We start from the raw sequence: 14,457 nt of genomic DNA on the forward strand, positions 1-14,457 counted from the left end.
TCTGTTATTTTTTTGAAAAAACCAATGAAGAATTGTTCCCCCCGAAACCAAATGAATTGGACAGCACCGCCTCAACCGGTTTGTCGGTTTGCAAGCTGGTGACCGGTTCCAGGCCGGTTTCAGCGATCGCGTTGCGGTAGTTCAGGTTTGGGTAAATGAGGCTATGCTGAATGGAAAGCACCGAAAATACAGCTTCAATTGCCCCGGCAGCCGCCAATGTATGTCCTGTAAAAGCTTTTGTAGAACTGAATGCAGGAATATTTTCTCCGAACACATTTTTCAGCGCCACCGATTCCGACAGATCATTATTTTTCGTGCCCGTACCGTGTGCATTTACGTAGGAAATGCTTTCCCGGGTTATGCCGGAGCGTTGAATGGCGTTTTCAATAGCCAATGTCGCTCCCTTGCCTTCTGGTGACGAAGCGGTTTGATGGTATGCATCAGCCGCATTAGCCCAGCCACTTACGTAGCAAAGCGTTTGGTTTCCCGAGAATGCAACGCTCTTATCATTTTCCAACAACAAAAAAGCAGCCCCTTCTCCCAGATTAAGACCGCTACGCGACTCGTCAAACGGGCGGCACCATTGATCGTCATAGATCATAAGCGACCGGAAGCCATTGATTGTGAACTTCGTAAGCGCATCCGACCCACCTACGAGCACGCGATCCAGCTTATTCTGAATCAGCAATCTTGCACCTAGCATTATTGCATTGGCACCCGACGAACAGGCTGTTGAAAGTGTATTAATGTACCCTGAAATACCCATTTCAGCCGCAATCCTTTCGGTAGTACTGCCGCTGTCGTGCGTTTTCAGAAGTGAAAAATCGGGATTATTTTGAGCGAGGTAATCTTTGTAAAAAATTTCGCTCCGATCCATTCCACCAACGGAAGTAGAAGAAATAATCCCTGTGCGTAATGCGGGCGTATGTACATTGCTCCCCCACGCCTCACGCGCAGCTTTCAAACCTAATAATGAAGTCCGCGAAATGTTGGCAGGGCCAGTACCAAGCTGCGTTTTCAGGTCATCATCTGAAATTTTGACCTCTCCTACGAGCAGGTCGCGGGAGGCCTCCTTGAAAAAAGCAGCTGACGCTATTCCCGACCTGCCCTCTTTTAACGCAAGCAAATTTTCCTCAACCGACAATCCAATTGCAGAAACAATACCAATACCGGTGATGCGGACACCCATTTATAAACAAAAATTAGGTTCAGGCTTTTCTTTTGCGGATATAGTCTGCCATCGTGCTGATCGACTTGAATGCTTCCTTGCCTTCGTCGGGGTTGGTCACCTGGATGCCGTGGTACTTTTCGAGCAAAACGATCAGTTCCAAAGCGTCAATCGAGTCCAGACCAAGTCCTGCATCATTAAAAAGCAGGCTATCGTCCTCTATATCAGCAGGTGTAATATCTTCCAGGTTAAGCTGCTCAATGATCTGTTTTTTCAGATCTTCTTTTAAATTATCCATTACTTCAATTAAAATTAAGCGTAAATCTGTTTGTTGTTAAATTACATCCTTGCCAGCTCCGACAGGTTTTCAGAATTAAATTCCAATCCGTCCTCCCCATCATTCTCCACAAAAAAAAGGAACACATTGATTTGTTTTTCCATGATCCCGATCCATCCGCCAAGTACTGCTTTGGAGCCTGCTGACATTAAAATACGGCTGTAATTCACAAAAAAATCAGGTGCGAATTTAGGCAAAACAGCAAACATATTCTCACCGTACCATTTGTTTAAAATTGCAATTTCACCCAAAACAATGTTAGGCAAAGTATACACAAACAACGACGGACTTGGCGCACCATTTTGCTCGTACGACCTCTGAAACCGCAGATCTGTGTCGGCGCTGGACGACTGATTGGCAAAGACCATCGCAATTTCGTCATCCTTATAGGCCGTAACCATTTCCGGGTAAGCCCGTTTGATCAGCTCAGAAGCTAGAAACCCTGCCTGCGAAAGCGCGTCCATTTTATAGAACTTGGGGTATACAAACCCCTGTGCCTTATATATTTGCTTAAACCAGCTGTCTTCGGAGTTCGTGTCCCGCTTTGAGATAACCTGCCCGTTTACCAAACAGAAATCCTCCCGCAAGTGACAATATGCCTTGATACGCGTCATATACTCCTGATAATCAAAGAGGCATTACCTCCGCCAAAGCCTGAGGCTGTTTTCAAAATAGTTTTCAGTTCTGCTTTTCTGTTTTCAGATATAATGTTCAATGCTTTGGAAGTACCTGCTTCCTGGTAACCAAGGCTTTTCAGTAGCACTCCATTTCGGATCATTTGCATGGAAGCGGTCGTTTCAATGACACCCGCGGCACCTAATGTATGGCCAAAATACCCTTTCATACTGTTGAGCGGAATATCGCTCAAACCCAGCCGGTCAAACGCAATGGATTCCATTTCATCATTAAAAACAGTGGCGGTACCGTGTGCCGAGATAAAATCGATGTCTGCCGAACTGATCTGGTGACTATCCATTGTTTTTTTCACACTTCTGAAAAGCCCTTCGCCCGTACGAGACGGTCCCGAAATGTGATTGGCATCATTGGCCGTAGTGCCCGAAAGCAAGTCCATTGGCGGATTTTTATAAATACCCCTGGAAGCTGAAACCACTACTGCTCCGCACCCCTCACCCATTGTAATACCGTTCCGAGCGTTGTCAAATGGTGCGCACGGCTTGTCGCTGATCGCAAACAATGACTGAAAACCATACACCACAAAATCAGAAATCACGTCACAGCCAATCACAATGGCGTGTTCATATATGTGAGCGTCGATGAAGTTACTGGCAGCATTAATGGCCAATACGCCCGAAATACAGGCATTGGAAATCACTATCGGCTCGTTGGCGAGGTGAAAACGCTCGGTAATCGCAGCAACAGGACCACCAAACTGGTCATTGATATTCCGGTCCAGCTCGCCCTTCGTGGAACTAATGATTACAATCGTTTTGTCAGAAGTAATGATGCTGTCATCAATACCCGCGCTGACCTTCTCCATTGCTTTGATCAGAAGCTGAGCAAACTTGCTGTCAGCCGTAAAATCAAGGATTTTGGACAAATAAACACTTTCTCCGTCAAATCCGGCACTTTCTACCAACGAAATTCCTGACCGGTTATCATACACAGCCGACCAGTTGGTCTCTGCACTTTCACCCAATGGGCTAATGATCACCTCTGCACCGATATAGGTCATTTTTAAACGTTATTTTTCTCTTTCCACTCTTTGTAAAATTCCGGAGTGATCAATTCCAGTGTTCGCGACTCTTTGTCCAGAAATACCTGCATGGTTTTACCTACCGCACACAACTCGTTGGTAGTAAGGTTAAATACCTCATATTCAAACTGAATTTTGGCGGATTTGGCAGGTATATAGCGGGTTACGACTTTAATGATCTGCCCGTAATACACCGGTGCCTTATGATCTATTTCCGATTTGACGATGGGAGTAAAATAACCTTTGTCAAAAATAGTCAGATATTCGAGGCCGTAAGCTTTACCAAATGCCTCGCGGCCGTCTTCGAAAAATTTGAGGTAATTACCATGCCAAACTACGCCCATGGCATCGGTTTCACTGAATCGTATATCAATTTCGATTTCCGAGGCAATCATACTACTATTATCGTTAGGGGTTATTCCGATACTACAATCTTCATTTCACAGCCAAGCAATATACGCCCTTCCAGGAAACTTTCGCCTTTCACCAGGTAAATATTTCCAAGCTGATGCAATGGTGTAACGATGGTTGTGATCGTTGTATTGACCGCAGGAAGCTCAAAAACTTCCAATCGGCTGACAGCCCCAATAAAGCCAATTTTAGGCTTTCCGTCTGTTTGATGATCCAGAAATCCAAATGAAGCAGCACAGGTCTGCGCTATGTTTTCCACAAGACCCGTAGCCTGAAACTGGCCGTTTTCTACCAGCAGGTTTTCGCTTTCAATGTAAAAATCCGATTCAAATCTCTCCGGCGCAACGCTGACGAGATTATCAATCATAACAAATGGCTGACGATGCGGAATGTACTGCGTGATAGCGTCTTTGGAGACAATCATTCGCTGAAAAAATTGAAATAATTAAACCATTGTTCCGGATATTCCCGCACCTTTCTTTCCAGTTCCGCAACATATTGCCGGGCGATTTCCTCCGGTTTGATCCGCCCCGTAACGGGTAGTGTTGCACTCAGGTGGTAACTGTATTTTCCATCCTTCGCAGCAAAAACGAATGTGACCGGTGCATCGAACTTGGAGGCGATCACGAAAGGTCCGTATGGAAATTTGGCCTTTTTACCAAAAAAGTCCAGCTCTATAAATTTCGAACCTTCCAGGTACCTGTCCGAATGAATGGCAACAAACTCATTGTTTATCAAAGCATTGCGGATCGAAATAATATGTGACAGGTCGTTTTTAATGGCTATCACTTTAAACCGCGAACCGCCTGTCGACAGATCCATATATTTCTTAATGTTCTCGACCTCGGCATCCAGCATCACAATGTTGATCGTCGGCGTAATGCGTCCTTTCAACAGGTTACCGGCTGTTTCCCAGTTTCCCAGGTGCGCGCTCAGCAGGATACCTCCTTTTCCGCCATCCCTGATATCGACCAGATATTGCTCATTCTGAAAGGTATGCGAGAACTTTTCGTCCTTCCCAAGCAAAAAAGCAGCCCTATCGACCAGCGTCTGGCCGAAAATGTAAAAGTTTTTCCGCGCCAGCTTCCTGGCGTCGGAACCCGAAATGTGAAGAGTGTCCTGATAAAAATCCAGAAGCGCCTTTTTGGGTTTTGCAGCAAACAGATAATAGTAATAAGTAACTATTTGCAAAAGGCGGTATGCAAAACCCAGCCCCAATGAATTGATAAAAAAAAGAAAGATTTTATACCCCGTTAAGGATCCTTTGGTCTTACCGTCCCAACGGTTCATTGATTATAATGCAAGTTTCTTGCGTACAAGCTGATAGAAATCTCCGAAAGTGGTAATTTCCTTAAAGTCTTCGCCGGTTAGTTTGACGTTGAGATTTTCTTCAATGAGCACCACCAGATCTACATAGTCCAAACTATCCAGATCTAATGTGTCTTTAAGACTGTTTTCAGGAAGAATCAGATCCCGGTCCACCTCAAACTCCTCAGATAAAAAATCTCTGGTTTCTTCAATAACTTCTTCCCAACTCATTTTTACGTCGTTAGCATACATGGCTACAAAATTAATTTATTTGCGCTGATAGTTTAAAAATATTCCTAAATTTTGAAATATAATACATCTCTGACACAATAATTTTTATAAAATATCATTGACGTCTTCCGGAATACTTGGGTAAAACAAAAATACACAAATTCCTCCGCCGGATACTGCCGTTTACGAAGTTCGAAACGCTGGAAGATGGCATTAATTCCGGAACTTTTTGAGTATCAGCGTAGAATTGGTACCTCCAAATCCGAAAGAATTAGACAGAAAGCAGTCGATAGTCTGTTCTTTCGTTTGAGAAATGATATTGATCCGGGCAGAATCTTCGTCCGGGTTTTCGAAATTGATATTGGGAGCTATAAAGGAATGTTGCATCATGAGCATCGAATACACGATCTCGCTCGCTCCCGCCATCCAGCATTCATGACCGGTCATGGATTTGGTAGAGCTTACCGGAACATCACCTCCAAAGACTTCGTAGATCGCACGCGCCTCGCTCCCATCCCCCACAGGCGTGGAAGTAGCATGCGCATTGATATAATCTACTTCGTTAACTGAGATACCGGCTTGCTTCAAAGCCATTTTCAATGACCTCGATTGTCCATCAATGCTCGGGTTGGAGATATGGTCACCATTGGAAGAAAAGCCATATCCGATCAGTTCAGCTAAAATAGGCGCTCCTCGCTGCACTGCCGATTCGTAGGATTCAAGGATCACAGTAGCCGCTCCGCCACTTGGGATCAGGCCGTCACGGTCGCGGTCAAATGGCCTGGATGCTTTGGCTGGCTCCGATTCACGAACTGAGAATGTCCCCAAACCGTCGAAACTCGCCATAGCGGCAGCATTGATTTCCTGTGCGCCGCCACAAATGATCCTTTCCTGCAGTCCCTGGCTGATCATCAGGTAGCCCATGCCAATGGAGTGAGACCCCGAAGCGCAAGCAGCACTCAGCGTGAAATTAATGCCTTTCAGTTTAAATATCGTCGAAAGGTTCATGTTGACGGTACTGTTCATATTCTGAAAGATAGCACCACTTCCGATGAGCGTCGTATCGTGTTTTTCTTTGGCTTTATCGACAGCCTCTATCACCGAAGCGGCCGTGCTGTCGTTACCATATATAATACCTGTTTCGCTTTTTTCAAGAAAATCAATGTCCAGGCCGGAGAGTTCCAATGCCTCCCTCGTAGCCATGTACGCGTAGATAGCAGGCTGGTGCATGCCCAGACGCTGCCTTCTCGATAAGTAATTTTTGAGGTCGGGCTCAGCAACCATACCCGTCAATGCCGAGCGGAAGCCGAAATCTTTCCTGACCTGGTCGAATATAATACCACTTTTACCGGCATACAGTGAGTCTCGCACCTCGTCCAGGTTCGTACCCAGGCAAGAGTAAATTCCAATACCGGTTATTACAACTCTGTGGCTCATCGATTATGAATAAATTCCTCCGTTAATATTGATCACCTCGCCGGTAATGTAGGCCGCTTTGTCCGAAACCAGAAAACTCACCAGATGAGCGACTTCTTCTGCTTTTCCAAACCTGCTCATCGGGATCATTTGTTTCAGTTCCTCCTCGTTGAGGTCCTTGGTCATGTCGCTGGTGATAAACCCCGGTGCCACTGCATTCACTGTGATCTTACGTTTCGCTACTTCCTGCGCCAATGCTTTGGTAGCCGCAATCATCGCACCTTTTGCGGCCGAGTAATTGGTCTGCCCTGCCACTCCCTTCATCCCCGATACCGACGCGATGTTGACGATCCGGCCCGTGCGCTTCCGCAGCATTTGCTGAATGGCGTTCTGGGTAACGTTAAAAAAACCTTTCGCGGACGTTCCCAGTACCTCGTCCCAATCTTTCTCGGGCATCCACATAAACAACCCGTCGCGTGTCACGCCGGCATTATTCACCAAAACACTGATGGTCTTATCTTCGTTCTGCTGTTTCCAGTTGTTCAATGCATCATCCACCTCTTGCTTTACCTGCACATCAAACTGCAAAAGTTCCCCCTGACCGCCGGAAGCCGTAATCGCAGCTAATGTTTCTTCCGCAGCAGCTTGATTTGAAGCGTAGTTGATCAATATATATAGTCCATGATCCTTGGCCAGCTGCACCGCAATTGCCCGGCCAATTCCTCGGGATGCGCCTGTTACCAATGCACAACTCATAATTTAAACGGGTTTTCTTTAATGTATTCAAAAACAGCGGCGATACTTTCAGCCTGTGGAATGTCTTCCGTAACAAAATGTGCGTGTTGACGAATCCGGTCGTAAATAGATTTGGCATTGGGCGAAAGTCGCTCCTTTTCCTCAGGATCCAGCAGGTCGATCGCCTGGCAAATCGCCATAATATGAATGGACATCACCTGAAATGAATTTTCCAGTACCTGCTTGGCGAGCACCGCACTGTTGGTCCCCATACTCACAATGTCCTGATTATCATTGTTATTGGGAATGCTATGCACATATACCGAGCTCGACAATGCCTGATTTTCAGCAGTTGTGGAAGTCGCCGTAAATTGCACACCCTGAAAACCGAAGTTCAAGCCCCAGGTCCCTGCATTCAGAAAAGGAGGGAATTTGCCGTTCAGTTTGCTATTCATCAGGAAGTTCAGCTGTCGCTCCATGAGCATGGAAAGCTTCGTCAGCACGATTTTTACCTTATCCATTTCCAGCGAAATGTAGTCACCGTGGAAATTGCCACCATGAAAAACGTTATCATCGTCAGGGCTTACGATCGGATTATCATTGGTAGAATTCAATTCGTTCTCAATGACTTCCTGGGCGTATTGGATCGTATCCAGTATTGGCCCCAAGATTTGCGGTACACATCTTACCGAATAGTACTCCTGTATTTTACGTTCAAATTCCTTGCGTTGCAGCGCGGTGTCATCCTTGAACAGCTCCTCGCGGCTGCGTATCATCTGGCTGCCTGCCACAAAATCGCGCATTTGCTGCGCTACCAGCTGCTGGCCTTTGTGGTGTTTTACCGCATTCAGTTGCTTTGAGAAAGAATCATCAAACGCCTCAATCACCTCATTCAACATAGAAGAAGCCGCGATCGCCCATTGCAAAAGGCGTTTCGCGTAGATCACATTGATCGCCGCCATACCCGTCATGCAGGAGGTGCCATTGATCAGGCCAAGACCGTCACGAAGCTCCATTTTGAGCGGCTCAATGGCTTTTTCAGCTAAAACATCTGCTGTTTTTGTTCTGACACCATCCTTATATACATACCCCTCCCCGATCAGGTTGAGGCCCAGATGTGACAACTGGACCAAGTCTCCGCTGGCTCCGACGCTGCCGTGTTCAAAAATTTCAGGAACGATACCTTTGTTCAAAAACGCAACCAATTGCTTGATTACCGCTGTACTTACCCCTGAATTGGCCTGTAAAAACGAGTTCAGACGGGCAACCATCACGCTACGGGCGTAAATTTCGTTCAGCGGCTTACCGATTCCGCTTGAATGGCTGCGGATCAGATTGTACTGAAGGTTACTTAGTTTGTCGGTCTCAATACGGTACTGGGCCATCGGTCCAAAACCAGTGTTGATTCCATATATAATTTTATCTTTGGAGAAATTCGTTAAAAAGGCAAAGGATTTCGAAACTTGATTGAGGGCGTTTTCGGGCAAGATAAATTCCTTCTTTTCAAAAGCATACTGCTCGATCTGAGCTAAGGAAATACTATTCATTTAGTGATAGCGTAATTAATATTGTGTAAAATAAATCTTTTTTTGCGGCTTTGACAAACCAGTTGTCTGACGCTCATAACCGCGGGGCAGTCCGGCGTGCGGTAATACATTCGGAAGTTGCCGGATCTGTACATTTCATTAATTTTGTCTGACACTCACGTTTTCCCTGTCAATGATCGGCGATTTACTTTTAAGGCTTAATAAATTTCTTTCCAGTCACAAAACCGCGTTTTTTCTTAGCCTTGCCATCATTGTCAGCGTACTTTTTGCGGGTATTTTGCGCCTAAAAGTAACCGAAAGTATTTTCGCCACCTTACCGGATGGTAAAAGCTTCGAAGAATTCAATCGTTTGGTGGAAAGTAAAAACATCATCAATCAGGTCGTTTTCTCCATTGAAATCCCCGCCGAAACTGCTACCGACGAAGCGAAAGAGCTGGCCGAAGCTTTTTCCGATTCGCTGAGCCGCTATACCAAAGGCTACATTCGGAATATCCGCGCTGAGCGACCTAATGTACAAGAAGATGTGTACGATTATGTCTATACCCATTTTCCCCTGCTCATTAATCCTGAATATTACGGCCATATCAATGCCCGGCTGGTACCCGACTCTATCCGTTCGGCTGTTACCGGGACTTATAACCAGCTCATTACGCCCGGCGGGTCATTCCTGAAACAGTTTATAATCAACGACCCGCTCGGTATCACAGGGAAGTATTTTCGGGAGCTCAATGTCAATAATAATTCCAATGGCATGGTGCTGGACGATGGCGTCATGTTCAGCGCAGACCGTAAAAAAGTCATTGTTTTCGCATCTACTAGCTACGATTCGGGCAATTCTGAAAAAAATGTAGAGCTCTACAACCTGACCGAAACATTCAGATCAAAATGGAACAAACAAAACCGGCATAATCATTTCACGTATTTCGGAACCTTCGAAATCTCTGCCAGAAATGCAATCCAGGTCAAGCGCGATTCCTATTTCACGTCTTTCCTGGCCCTGGGTGGGATATTACTGCTGCTAATCGCCTACTATCGCAAACTGCTCGTACCTGTTTACATTATCCTGCCAGGACTTTTCGGCGGAATTTTTGCTTTGGGGATCATCGGTTATATTCGCCCCGAAGTGTCAGGTATCTCGCTGGCGACCGGAGCGGTGATTTTCGGTATTCTGTTGGATTACGCCTTTCATTTTTTTACGCATCTCAGACATACCCATTCCCTTTCGCAGGCGATCAAAGAAGTGAGTGCGCCTTTACTAACGGGCAGTTTCACGACCGTGATGGCATTCAGCGCTTTGCATTTTGCCAATTCCGTGGTGTTGCAGGATTTTGGTCTATTCGCTTCCCTGAGCCTCCTGGGCGCTGCTATATTTACATTAATTGCCCTCCCACTCATTCTCGACGCCACTTCGTTTGATTACAAAAAGATCCCGGCAGAACAGCGATCTTTTAACATTCCGAAGATACCTGCCTCGGTAAGGTCTTATGTGCTGGTCGCGATCGGCGTGCTCACATTGGTTTTCCTCTACTTCGCGCGTTTTACTGAATTCGACAGCGGTTTTGAAAATCTCAGCATTCAGGATGACGATCTGAGCAACAGGGAGCAGGCACTTACCGGTATCAATCCACGCGCGGAAAAGCGGATTTATGTTTTCGCTACCAGCCCGGTGCGCGCCCATGCGGAAAAAGTCAATTTTGAGGTATATCAGAAATTGGTAGCACTCAAACAAAATAGCAAGATCAACAGCTTTGTGTCGTCAGGCGCTTTTTTGATCCCTCGTGATCTTCAAATCGAACGAAAGCTGCGATGGAATAGCTTCTGGAATGTACAGCGTAAGGATTCCACGTTTCGTATTCTGGACCAAACTGCCGCGAAAAGTGGCTTCAATGCTTATGCTTTTAATGACTTCAAAGATTGGGTTTCAGGGAGAAATCAGTCTTCTGTTTCCCTGGACACGCTTTTTAATGAACTGGGGATAGATAATCTGGTAGATGTAAAATCGTCTGGTACCACATTCATTACCACGCTGATCGTTCCTCAAAAACAACTTTCGGAAGTAAAAAAAGACCTGCGAACGATCCCCGGCGTAGACATATTTGACCGCGGCGAGCTGGCTGGCGAGCTGCTCACAATGGTCAAGGACGATTTCAACTACCTGTTATTAATCTCGGCCTCCATTGTATTCCTCACATTGCTAGTCGTTTACGGACGAATTGAGCTAACATTCCTTTCATTTTTACCTATGGTGATCAGCTGGATCTGGATACTTGGGATAGCGGCGATACTGGGTATTAAATTCAATTTTGTCAATGTCATTGTAACCACATTCATCTTCGGATTGGGCGACGATTTCAGCATTTTTGTGACGGACGGGCTGCTCAGCAAGTACAAAACCGGCAAGGATACATTACGTTCCTACCAATCGGCGATTGCATTGTCCGCTACCACTACTATTATAGGTACGGGCGTCCTTATTTTTGCCAAACACCCTGCCATTCATTCCATTGCCCTCATCAGTGTGCTCGGGATTGTTTGTATCCTTTTCATTTCATTCGTTTTCCAGCCCGTTTTCTTTGACTTTTTTGTCCAGAACAGAATTGCAAAAAAGAAGGCGCCGGTAACCATGCTGCCTTTCCTGATCAGCGTTTCAAGTTTTACATATTTTTTGTCAGGATGCCTTTTTCTGCATTCCAAACTGGTTACGATTCTTATTTTGCCCATTTCGAAGAAAAGGAAGCGGGAAATGATCAACCGGTCACTGTCTTTTTATGCCAAAACGGTCATCTACTCCGGCCCGCACGTGCGCAAAAATTTCTCGGGACTTGAAAATCTGAATATGGATAAACCGGTGATTTTCATTGCTAACCATACTTCGTTTCTGGACATTCTGCTGGCTATCATGCTGCATCCGAAAATTGTGCTGATGGTTAAAGGCTGGGTCTACAATTCCCCATTCTTCGGACCCATCATCCGCTATGCGGGCTATGTGTACACGGACGACGGCCCGGAAGAGAACATCAGAAAGTTAAAAGGACTCGTTGCGGACGGCTATTCGTTGCTAATTTTCCCGGAAGGCACCCGCTCGCAGGACGGTACAATCGGGCGATTTCACAAAGGAGCATTTCACTTGGCCGAGCAGCTTAACCTCGACATTCAGCCACTTTTACTCCACGGAGCTTCGGACGTGTTGCCGAAAAACGACTTTTTGATCAGTTCCGGCGCACTCAATGTGCGTGTCATGCCACGTCTGGCGCACGACGATCCGCAATGGGGAACAACGCTTCGTGACCGTACGAAAAATATTGCTGCGCATTTTAAAACAGAATTTGCCGCCTACAAATACGAAATGGAGGACGTAGCCTACCTGAAACATAAGGTCTTTACCAATTATGTTTTCAAAGGGCCTGTGTTGGAATGGTATTTTAAAATCAAATGGAACCTGGAAAGCAAAAACTACTCCTTTTACAACCATTTAATAGCTCACAGGAAAAACATTCTGGATATCGGTTGCGGATATGGATATTTGTCTTTTTATCTGCATTATAAAAATGAGGAAAGGGTCATTACCGGAATTGATTATGACGAGGAAAAGATCCAGATCGCGCAGAATAGTTATAACAAGACAGAACAGTTACACTTTGTATATCAAGACATTATGACCGCTGATTGTGGTGAACAGGACGTCATATTTTTAAACGACATCCTTCATTATTTATCGGAAGAAAAACAACTTACCTTGCTTGACCGCTGTGCGACGGCGCTCAATCCTGGCGGGATATTATTCATCAGGGACGGCATAACCGACAACGAGGAAAAACATAAAAAGACCAAGACCACCGAAGCATTGTCGACAGGCTTGTTTTCATTCAACAGAAAATCGGATGATTTCCACTTTTTCTCTTCCAATGACATTCGCAGTTTCGCCGAAAAGCACCATTTGAGCTTTGAGATGCTTGAACATTCCAATAATACGTCCAATGTGCTGTTTGTTTTGAGAAACGACTAACATTAAGCTTGATTCTGACAACCAATTTTTAACAATTTCATCACCATTAAATGCAGTCTTCCGAGGGTCAAAAGGAGTACGATTTTGTGATTGTAGGAAGCGGGCTGGGCGGCCTGGCTTGTGCAAATATCCTGGCATCGGAAGGTTTCAGTGTGGTTGTTTTGGAAAAAAACCACCAGATCGGCGGGCATCTTCAGGTTTACAGCCGGGGTAAAAGCATTTATGATACCGGCGTTCATTATGTAGGCAGTTTGGATGAGGGTGAAAATCTTTATCAGTTCTTCAAATATTTCGGCATTCTCGATCATCTCAAAGTGAAAAGAATGGATGATGACAAATTTGACGTCATCCGTTTCGACGACGGTTCAGAATATCATTATGCGCAGGGATTCGACCGTTTCAAGGAGACATTGATCGGCTACTTTCCGGACGAAAAAACGGCCATCGAAACTTATTGTGACAAAATCATTGAAATCTGCAATAAATTCCCACTCTATAACCTGCGCATTTCTGGCGAAAACTACCAGATGGATGGCGACGTGCTCGGCATGAATACCTACGACTACATTGCATCATTAACCGACAATGTAAGGCTGCAAAATGTACTCGCGGGCTCCAATCTGCTGTATGCCGGGGTTCAGGACAAAACGCCTTTTTATGTGCATGCGCTGATCATGAAAAGCTACCTGTCGGGGTCTTACAAATTTGTCGATGGTGGCTCACAGATCGCCATTCAAATGAGCAGGGCTATCCGCAAGAATGGAGGGGAGATTTACAAACATAAAAAAGTAGTTTCGGCGAATTACAATGAAGCGGGCGAGATCACCGGAGTAGTACTGGAAAACGGCGAGATTATTAAGGGAAAACAATTCATTTCCAATGTTCACCCCGCCGTGACTATCGATATTTTTGGTGCTGATCGTTTTTTGAATGTATACAAAAACCGTGTCCAGGGCCTTGAAAATAGTATATCCACATTTCTGGTCCATATTTCCTTCCACGAAAATAGTTTTGAATATCTTAATTATAACATTTACCAGCATCATATAGACAGCGTCTGGGGTGGCATTGACTATGATGAGGAAACATGGCCGCAAACCTATTTCATTTGCACGCCGTGTATATCTAAAACAGGCAAGTATGCGGATTCAATGTCGATCATGACTTACATGAAATCCTGCGAAACTGATAAATGGGCCGACAGTTTCAGTACAGTCGCCGAGCCAGGCAGACGCGACGAAGAATATGCTGAATTCAAAAAATTAAAAGAAGGAAAAGTGATAGATAAGCTTGAAGAGGTTTTTCCAGGCATTACCGGCAAAATAAAGGCTGTTCATAGCGCTACTCCGCTCACATTCAGGGATTACATTGGCAATCGGGACGGCTCATTGTACGGCATATTGAAGAATTCCAATTCACCCGCCAGGACTCAGATTAATACTAAAACGAGAATACCCAACCTCCACCTGACAGGTCAAAACATTTCAATGCACGGGATTTTAGGAGTCACAGTCAGTGCTTTTGTAACTTGCTTTTCCTTTGTTGATAAAGATAAACTCATTCAAAAAGTAAAAAATGCCTAAC

At 45.2% G+C, this 14,457-nt stretch carries 13 protein-coding genes; 2 read left to right on the top strand and 11 right to left on the bottom strand.

Annotated elements, in window-relative coordinates; genetic code table 11:
- Window positions 1-4: 4 nt before the first annotated feature.
- The 11 genes from ON006_RS14190 to flxA all read right to left on the bottom strand — a co-directional run bounded on the left by ON006_RS14190 (window position 5) and on the right by flxA (window position 8,867).
- Window positions 5-1,189, bottom strand: coding sequence for a beta-ketoacyl-[acyl-carrier-protein] synthase family protein (locus ON006_RS14190; protein WP_244820451.1), 1,185 nt, complete (start codon window positions 1,187-1,189; stop codon window positions 5-7).
- A gap of 19 nt (window positions 1,190-1,208) precedes the next feature.
- Complete coding sequence (locus tag ON006_RS14195) at window positions 1,209-1,466, bottom strand: phosphopantetheine-binding protein (protein WP_244820452.1); 258 nt, start codon at window positions 1,464-1,466, stop codon at window positions 1,209-1,211.
- Between the two features lie 41 nt (window positions 1,467-1,507).
- On the bottom strand, window positions 1,508-2,119 hold the full coding sequence (locus tag ON006_RS14200) for a hypothetical protein (protein WP_244820453.1): 612 nt from the start codon (window positions 2,117-2,119) through the stop codon (window positions 1,508-1,510).
- A complete protein-coding gene (locus ON006_RS14205) occupies window positions 2,116-3,198 on the bottom strand; it encodes a beta-ketoacyl-[acyl-carrier-protein] synthase family protein (RefSeq protein ID WP_244820454.1) in 1,083 nt (360 codons plus the stop codon). The genes ON006_RS14200 and ON006_RS14205 overlap by 4 nt, the downstream gene beginning before the upstream one ends.
- A 2-nt stretch (window positions 3,199-3,200) precedes the next feature.
- Complete coding sequence (locus tag ON006_RS14210) at window positions 3,201-3,614, bottom strand: acyl-CoA thioesterase (RefSeq protein WP_244820455.1); 414 nt, start codon at window positions 3,612-3,614, stop codon at window positions 3,201-3,203.
- 20 nt (window positions 3,615-3,634) lie between these two features.
- A complete protein-coding gene (locus tag ON006_RS14215; RefSeq protein WP_244820456.1) occupies window positions 3,635-4,054 on the bottom strand; it encodes a hotdog family protein in 420 nt (139 codons plus the stop codon).
- The gene (locus ON006_RS14220) at window positions 4,051-4,920 is read right to left on the bottom strand and encodes a lysophospholipid acyltransferase family protein (RefSeq protein ID WP_244820457.1); all 870 of its coding nucleotides are present in this window, start codon (window positions 4,918-4,920) and stop codon (window positions 4,051-4,053) included. Before ON006_RS14220 ends, ON006_RS14215 begins: the two co-directional genes overlap by 4 nt.
- 3 nt (window positions 4,921-4,923) lie before the next feature.
- On the bottom strand, window positions 4,924-5,169 hold the full coding sequence (locus tag ON006_RS14225; protein WP_244820458.1) for a phosphopantetheine-binding protein: 246 nt from the start codon (window positions 5,167-5,169) through the stop codon (window positions 4,924-4,926).
- A gap of 213 nt (window positions 5,170-5,382) precedes the next feature.
- Window positions 5,383-6,606, bottom strand: coding sequence for a beta-ketoacyl-[acyl-carrier-protein] synthase family protein (locus ON006_RS14230; protein WP_244820459.1), 1,224 nt, complete (start codon window positions 6,604-6,606; stop codon window positions 5,383-5,385).
- 3 nt (window positions 6,607-6,609) lie between these two features.
- Window positions 6,610-7,341 (bottom strand): flexirubin biosynthesis SDR family reductase FlxB, encoded by a 732-nt coding sequence (flxB, locus tag ON006_RS14235; RefSeq protein ID WP_244820460.1) that lies wholly within the window; start codon window positions 7,339-7,341, stop codon window positions 6,610-6,612.
- Window positions 7,338-8,867, bottom strand: coding sequence for a flexirubin biosynthesis tyrosine ammonia-lyase FlxA (flxA, locus tag ON006_RS14240; protein WP_244820461.1), 1,530 nt, complete (start codon window positions 8,865-8,867; stop codon window positions 7,338-7,340). Before flxA ends, flxB begins: the two co-directional genes overlap by 4 nt.
- Window positions 8,868-9,039: 172 nt before the next feature.
- On the opposite strand from flxA, the gene ON006_RS14245 reads away from it, so the two are divergent.
- A complete protein-coding gene (locus ON006_RS14245; protein ID WP_244820462.1) occupies window positions 9,040-12,873 on the top strand; it encodes a trifunctional MMPL family transporter/lysophospholipid acyltransferase/class I SAM-dependent methyltransferase in 3,834 nt (1,277 codons plus the stop codon).
- A 50-nt stretch (window positions 12,874-12,923) separates the two neighbouring features.
- A complete protein-coding gene (locus ON006_RS14250) occupies window positions 12,924-14,456 on the top strand; it encodes a phytoene desaturase family protein (protein WP_244820463.1) in 1,533 nt (510 codons plus the stop codon).
- Window position 14,457 lies beyond the last annotated feature (1 nt).

Origin of the sequence: Dyadobacter pollutisoli, assembly GCF_026625565.1 — a bacterium.
In the GTDB taxonomy this organism is placed as follows: domain Bacteria; phylum Bacteroidota; class Bacteroidia; order Cytophagales; family Spirosomataceae; genus Dyadobacter; species Dyadobacter pollutisoli.

What these genes read in the sequence shown, in the direction of transcription:
- ON006_RS14190 (WP_244820451.1), bottom strand. Translation starts at nt 1,189, where the DNA reads ATGGGTGTCCGCATCACCGGTATTGGTATTGTTTCTGCAATTGGATTG.
- ON006_RS14225 (WP_244820458.1), bottom strand. Translation starts at nt 5,169, where the DNA reads ATGAGTTGGGAAGAAGTTATTGAAGAAACCAGAGATTTTTTATCTGAG.
- ON006_RS14230 (WP_244820459.1), bottom strand. Translation starts at nt 6,606, where the DNA reads ATGAGCCACAGAGTTGTAATAACCGGTATTGGAATTTACTCTTGCCTG.
- flxB (WP_244820460.1), bottom strand. Translation starts at nt 7,341, where the DNA reads ATGAGTTGTGCATTGGTAACAGGCGCATCCCGAGGAATTGGCCGGGCA.
- ON006_RS14220 (WP_244820457.1), bottom strand. Translation starts at nt 4,920, where the DNA reads ATGAACCGTTGGGACGGTAAGACCAAAGGATCCTTAACGGGGTATAAA.
- ON006_RS14215 (WP_244820456.1), bottom strand. Translation starts at nt 4,054, where the DNA reads ATGATTGTCTCCAAAGACGCTATCACGCAGTACATTCCGCATCGTCAG.
- ON006_RS14245 (WP_244820462.1), top strand. Translation starts at nt 9,040, where the DNA reads ATGATCGGCGATTTACTTTTAAGGCTTAATAAATTTCTTTCCAGTCAC.
- ON006_RS14200 (WP_244820453.1), bottom strand. Translation starts at nt 2,119, where the DNA reads ATGACGCGTATCAAGGCATATTGTCACTTGCGGGAGGATTTCTGTTTG.
- ON006_RS14210 (WP_244820455.1), bottom strand. Translation starts at nt 3,614, where the DNA reads ATGATTGCCTCGGAAATCGAAATTGATATACGATTCAGTGAAACCGAT.
- ON006_RS14250 (WP_244820463.1), top strand. Translation starts at nt 12,924, where the DNA reads ATGCAGTCTTCCGAGGGTCAAAAGGAGTACGATTTTGTGATTGTAGGA.
- ON006_RS14205 (WP_244820454.1), bottom strand. Translation starts at nt 3,198, where the DNA reads ATGACCTATATCGGTGCAGAGGTGATCATTAGCCCATTGGGTGAAAGT.
- flxA (WP_244820461.1), bottom strand. Translation starts at nt 8,867, where the DNA reads ATGAATAGTATTTCCTTAGCTCAGATCGAGCAGTATGCTTTTGAAAAG.
- ON006_RS14195 (WP_244820452.1), bottom strand. Translation starts at nt 1,466, where the DNA reads ATGGATAATTTAAAAGAAGATCTGAAAAAACAGATCATTGAGCAGCTT.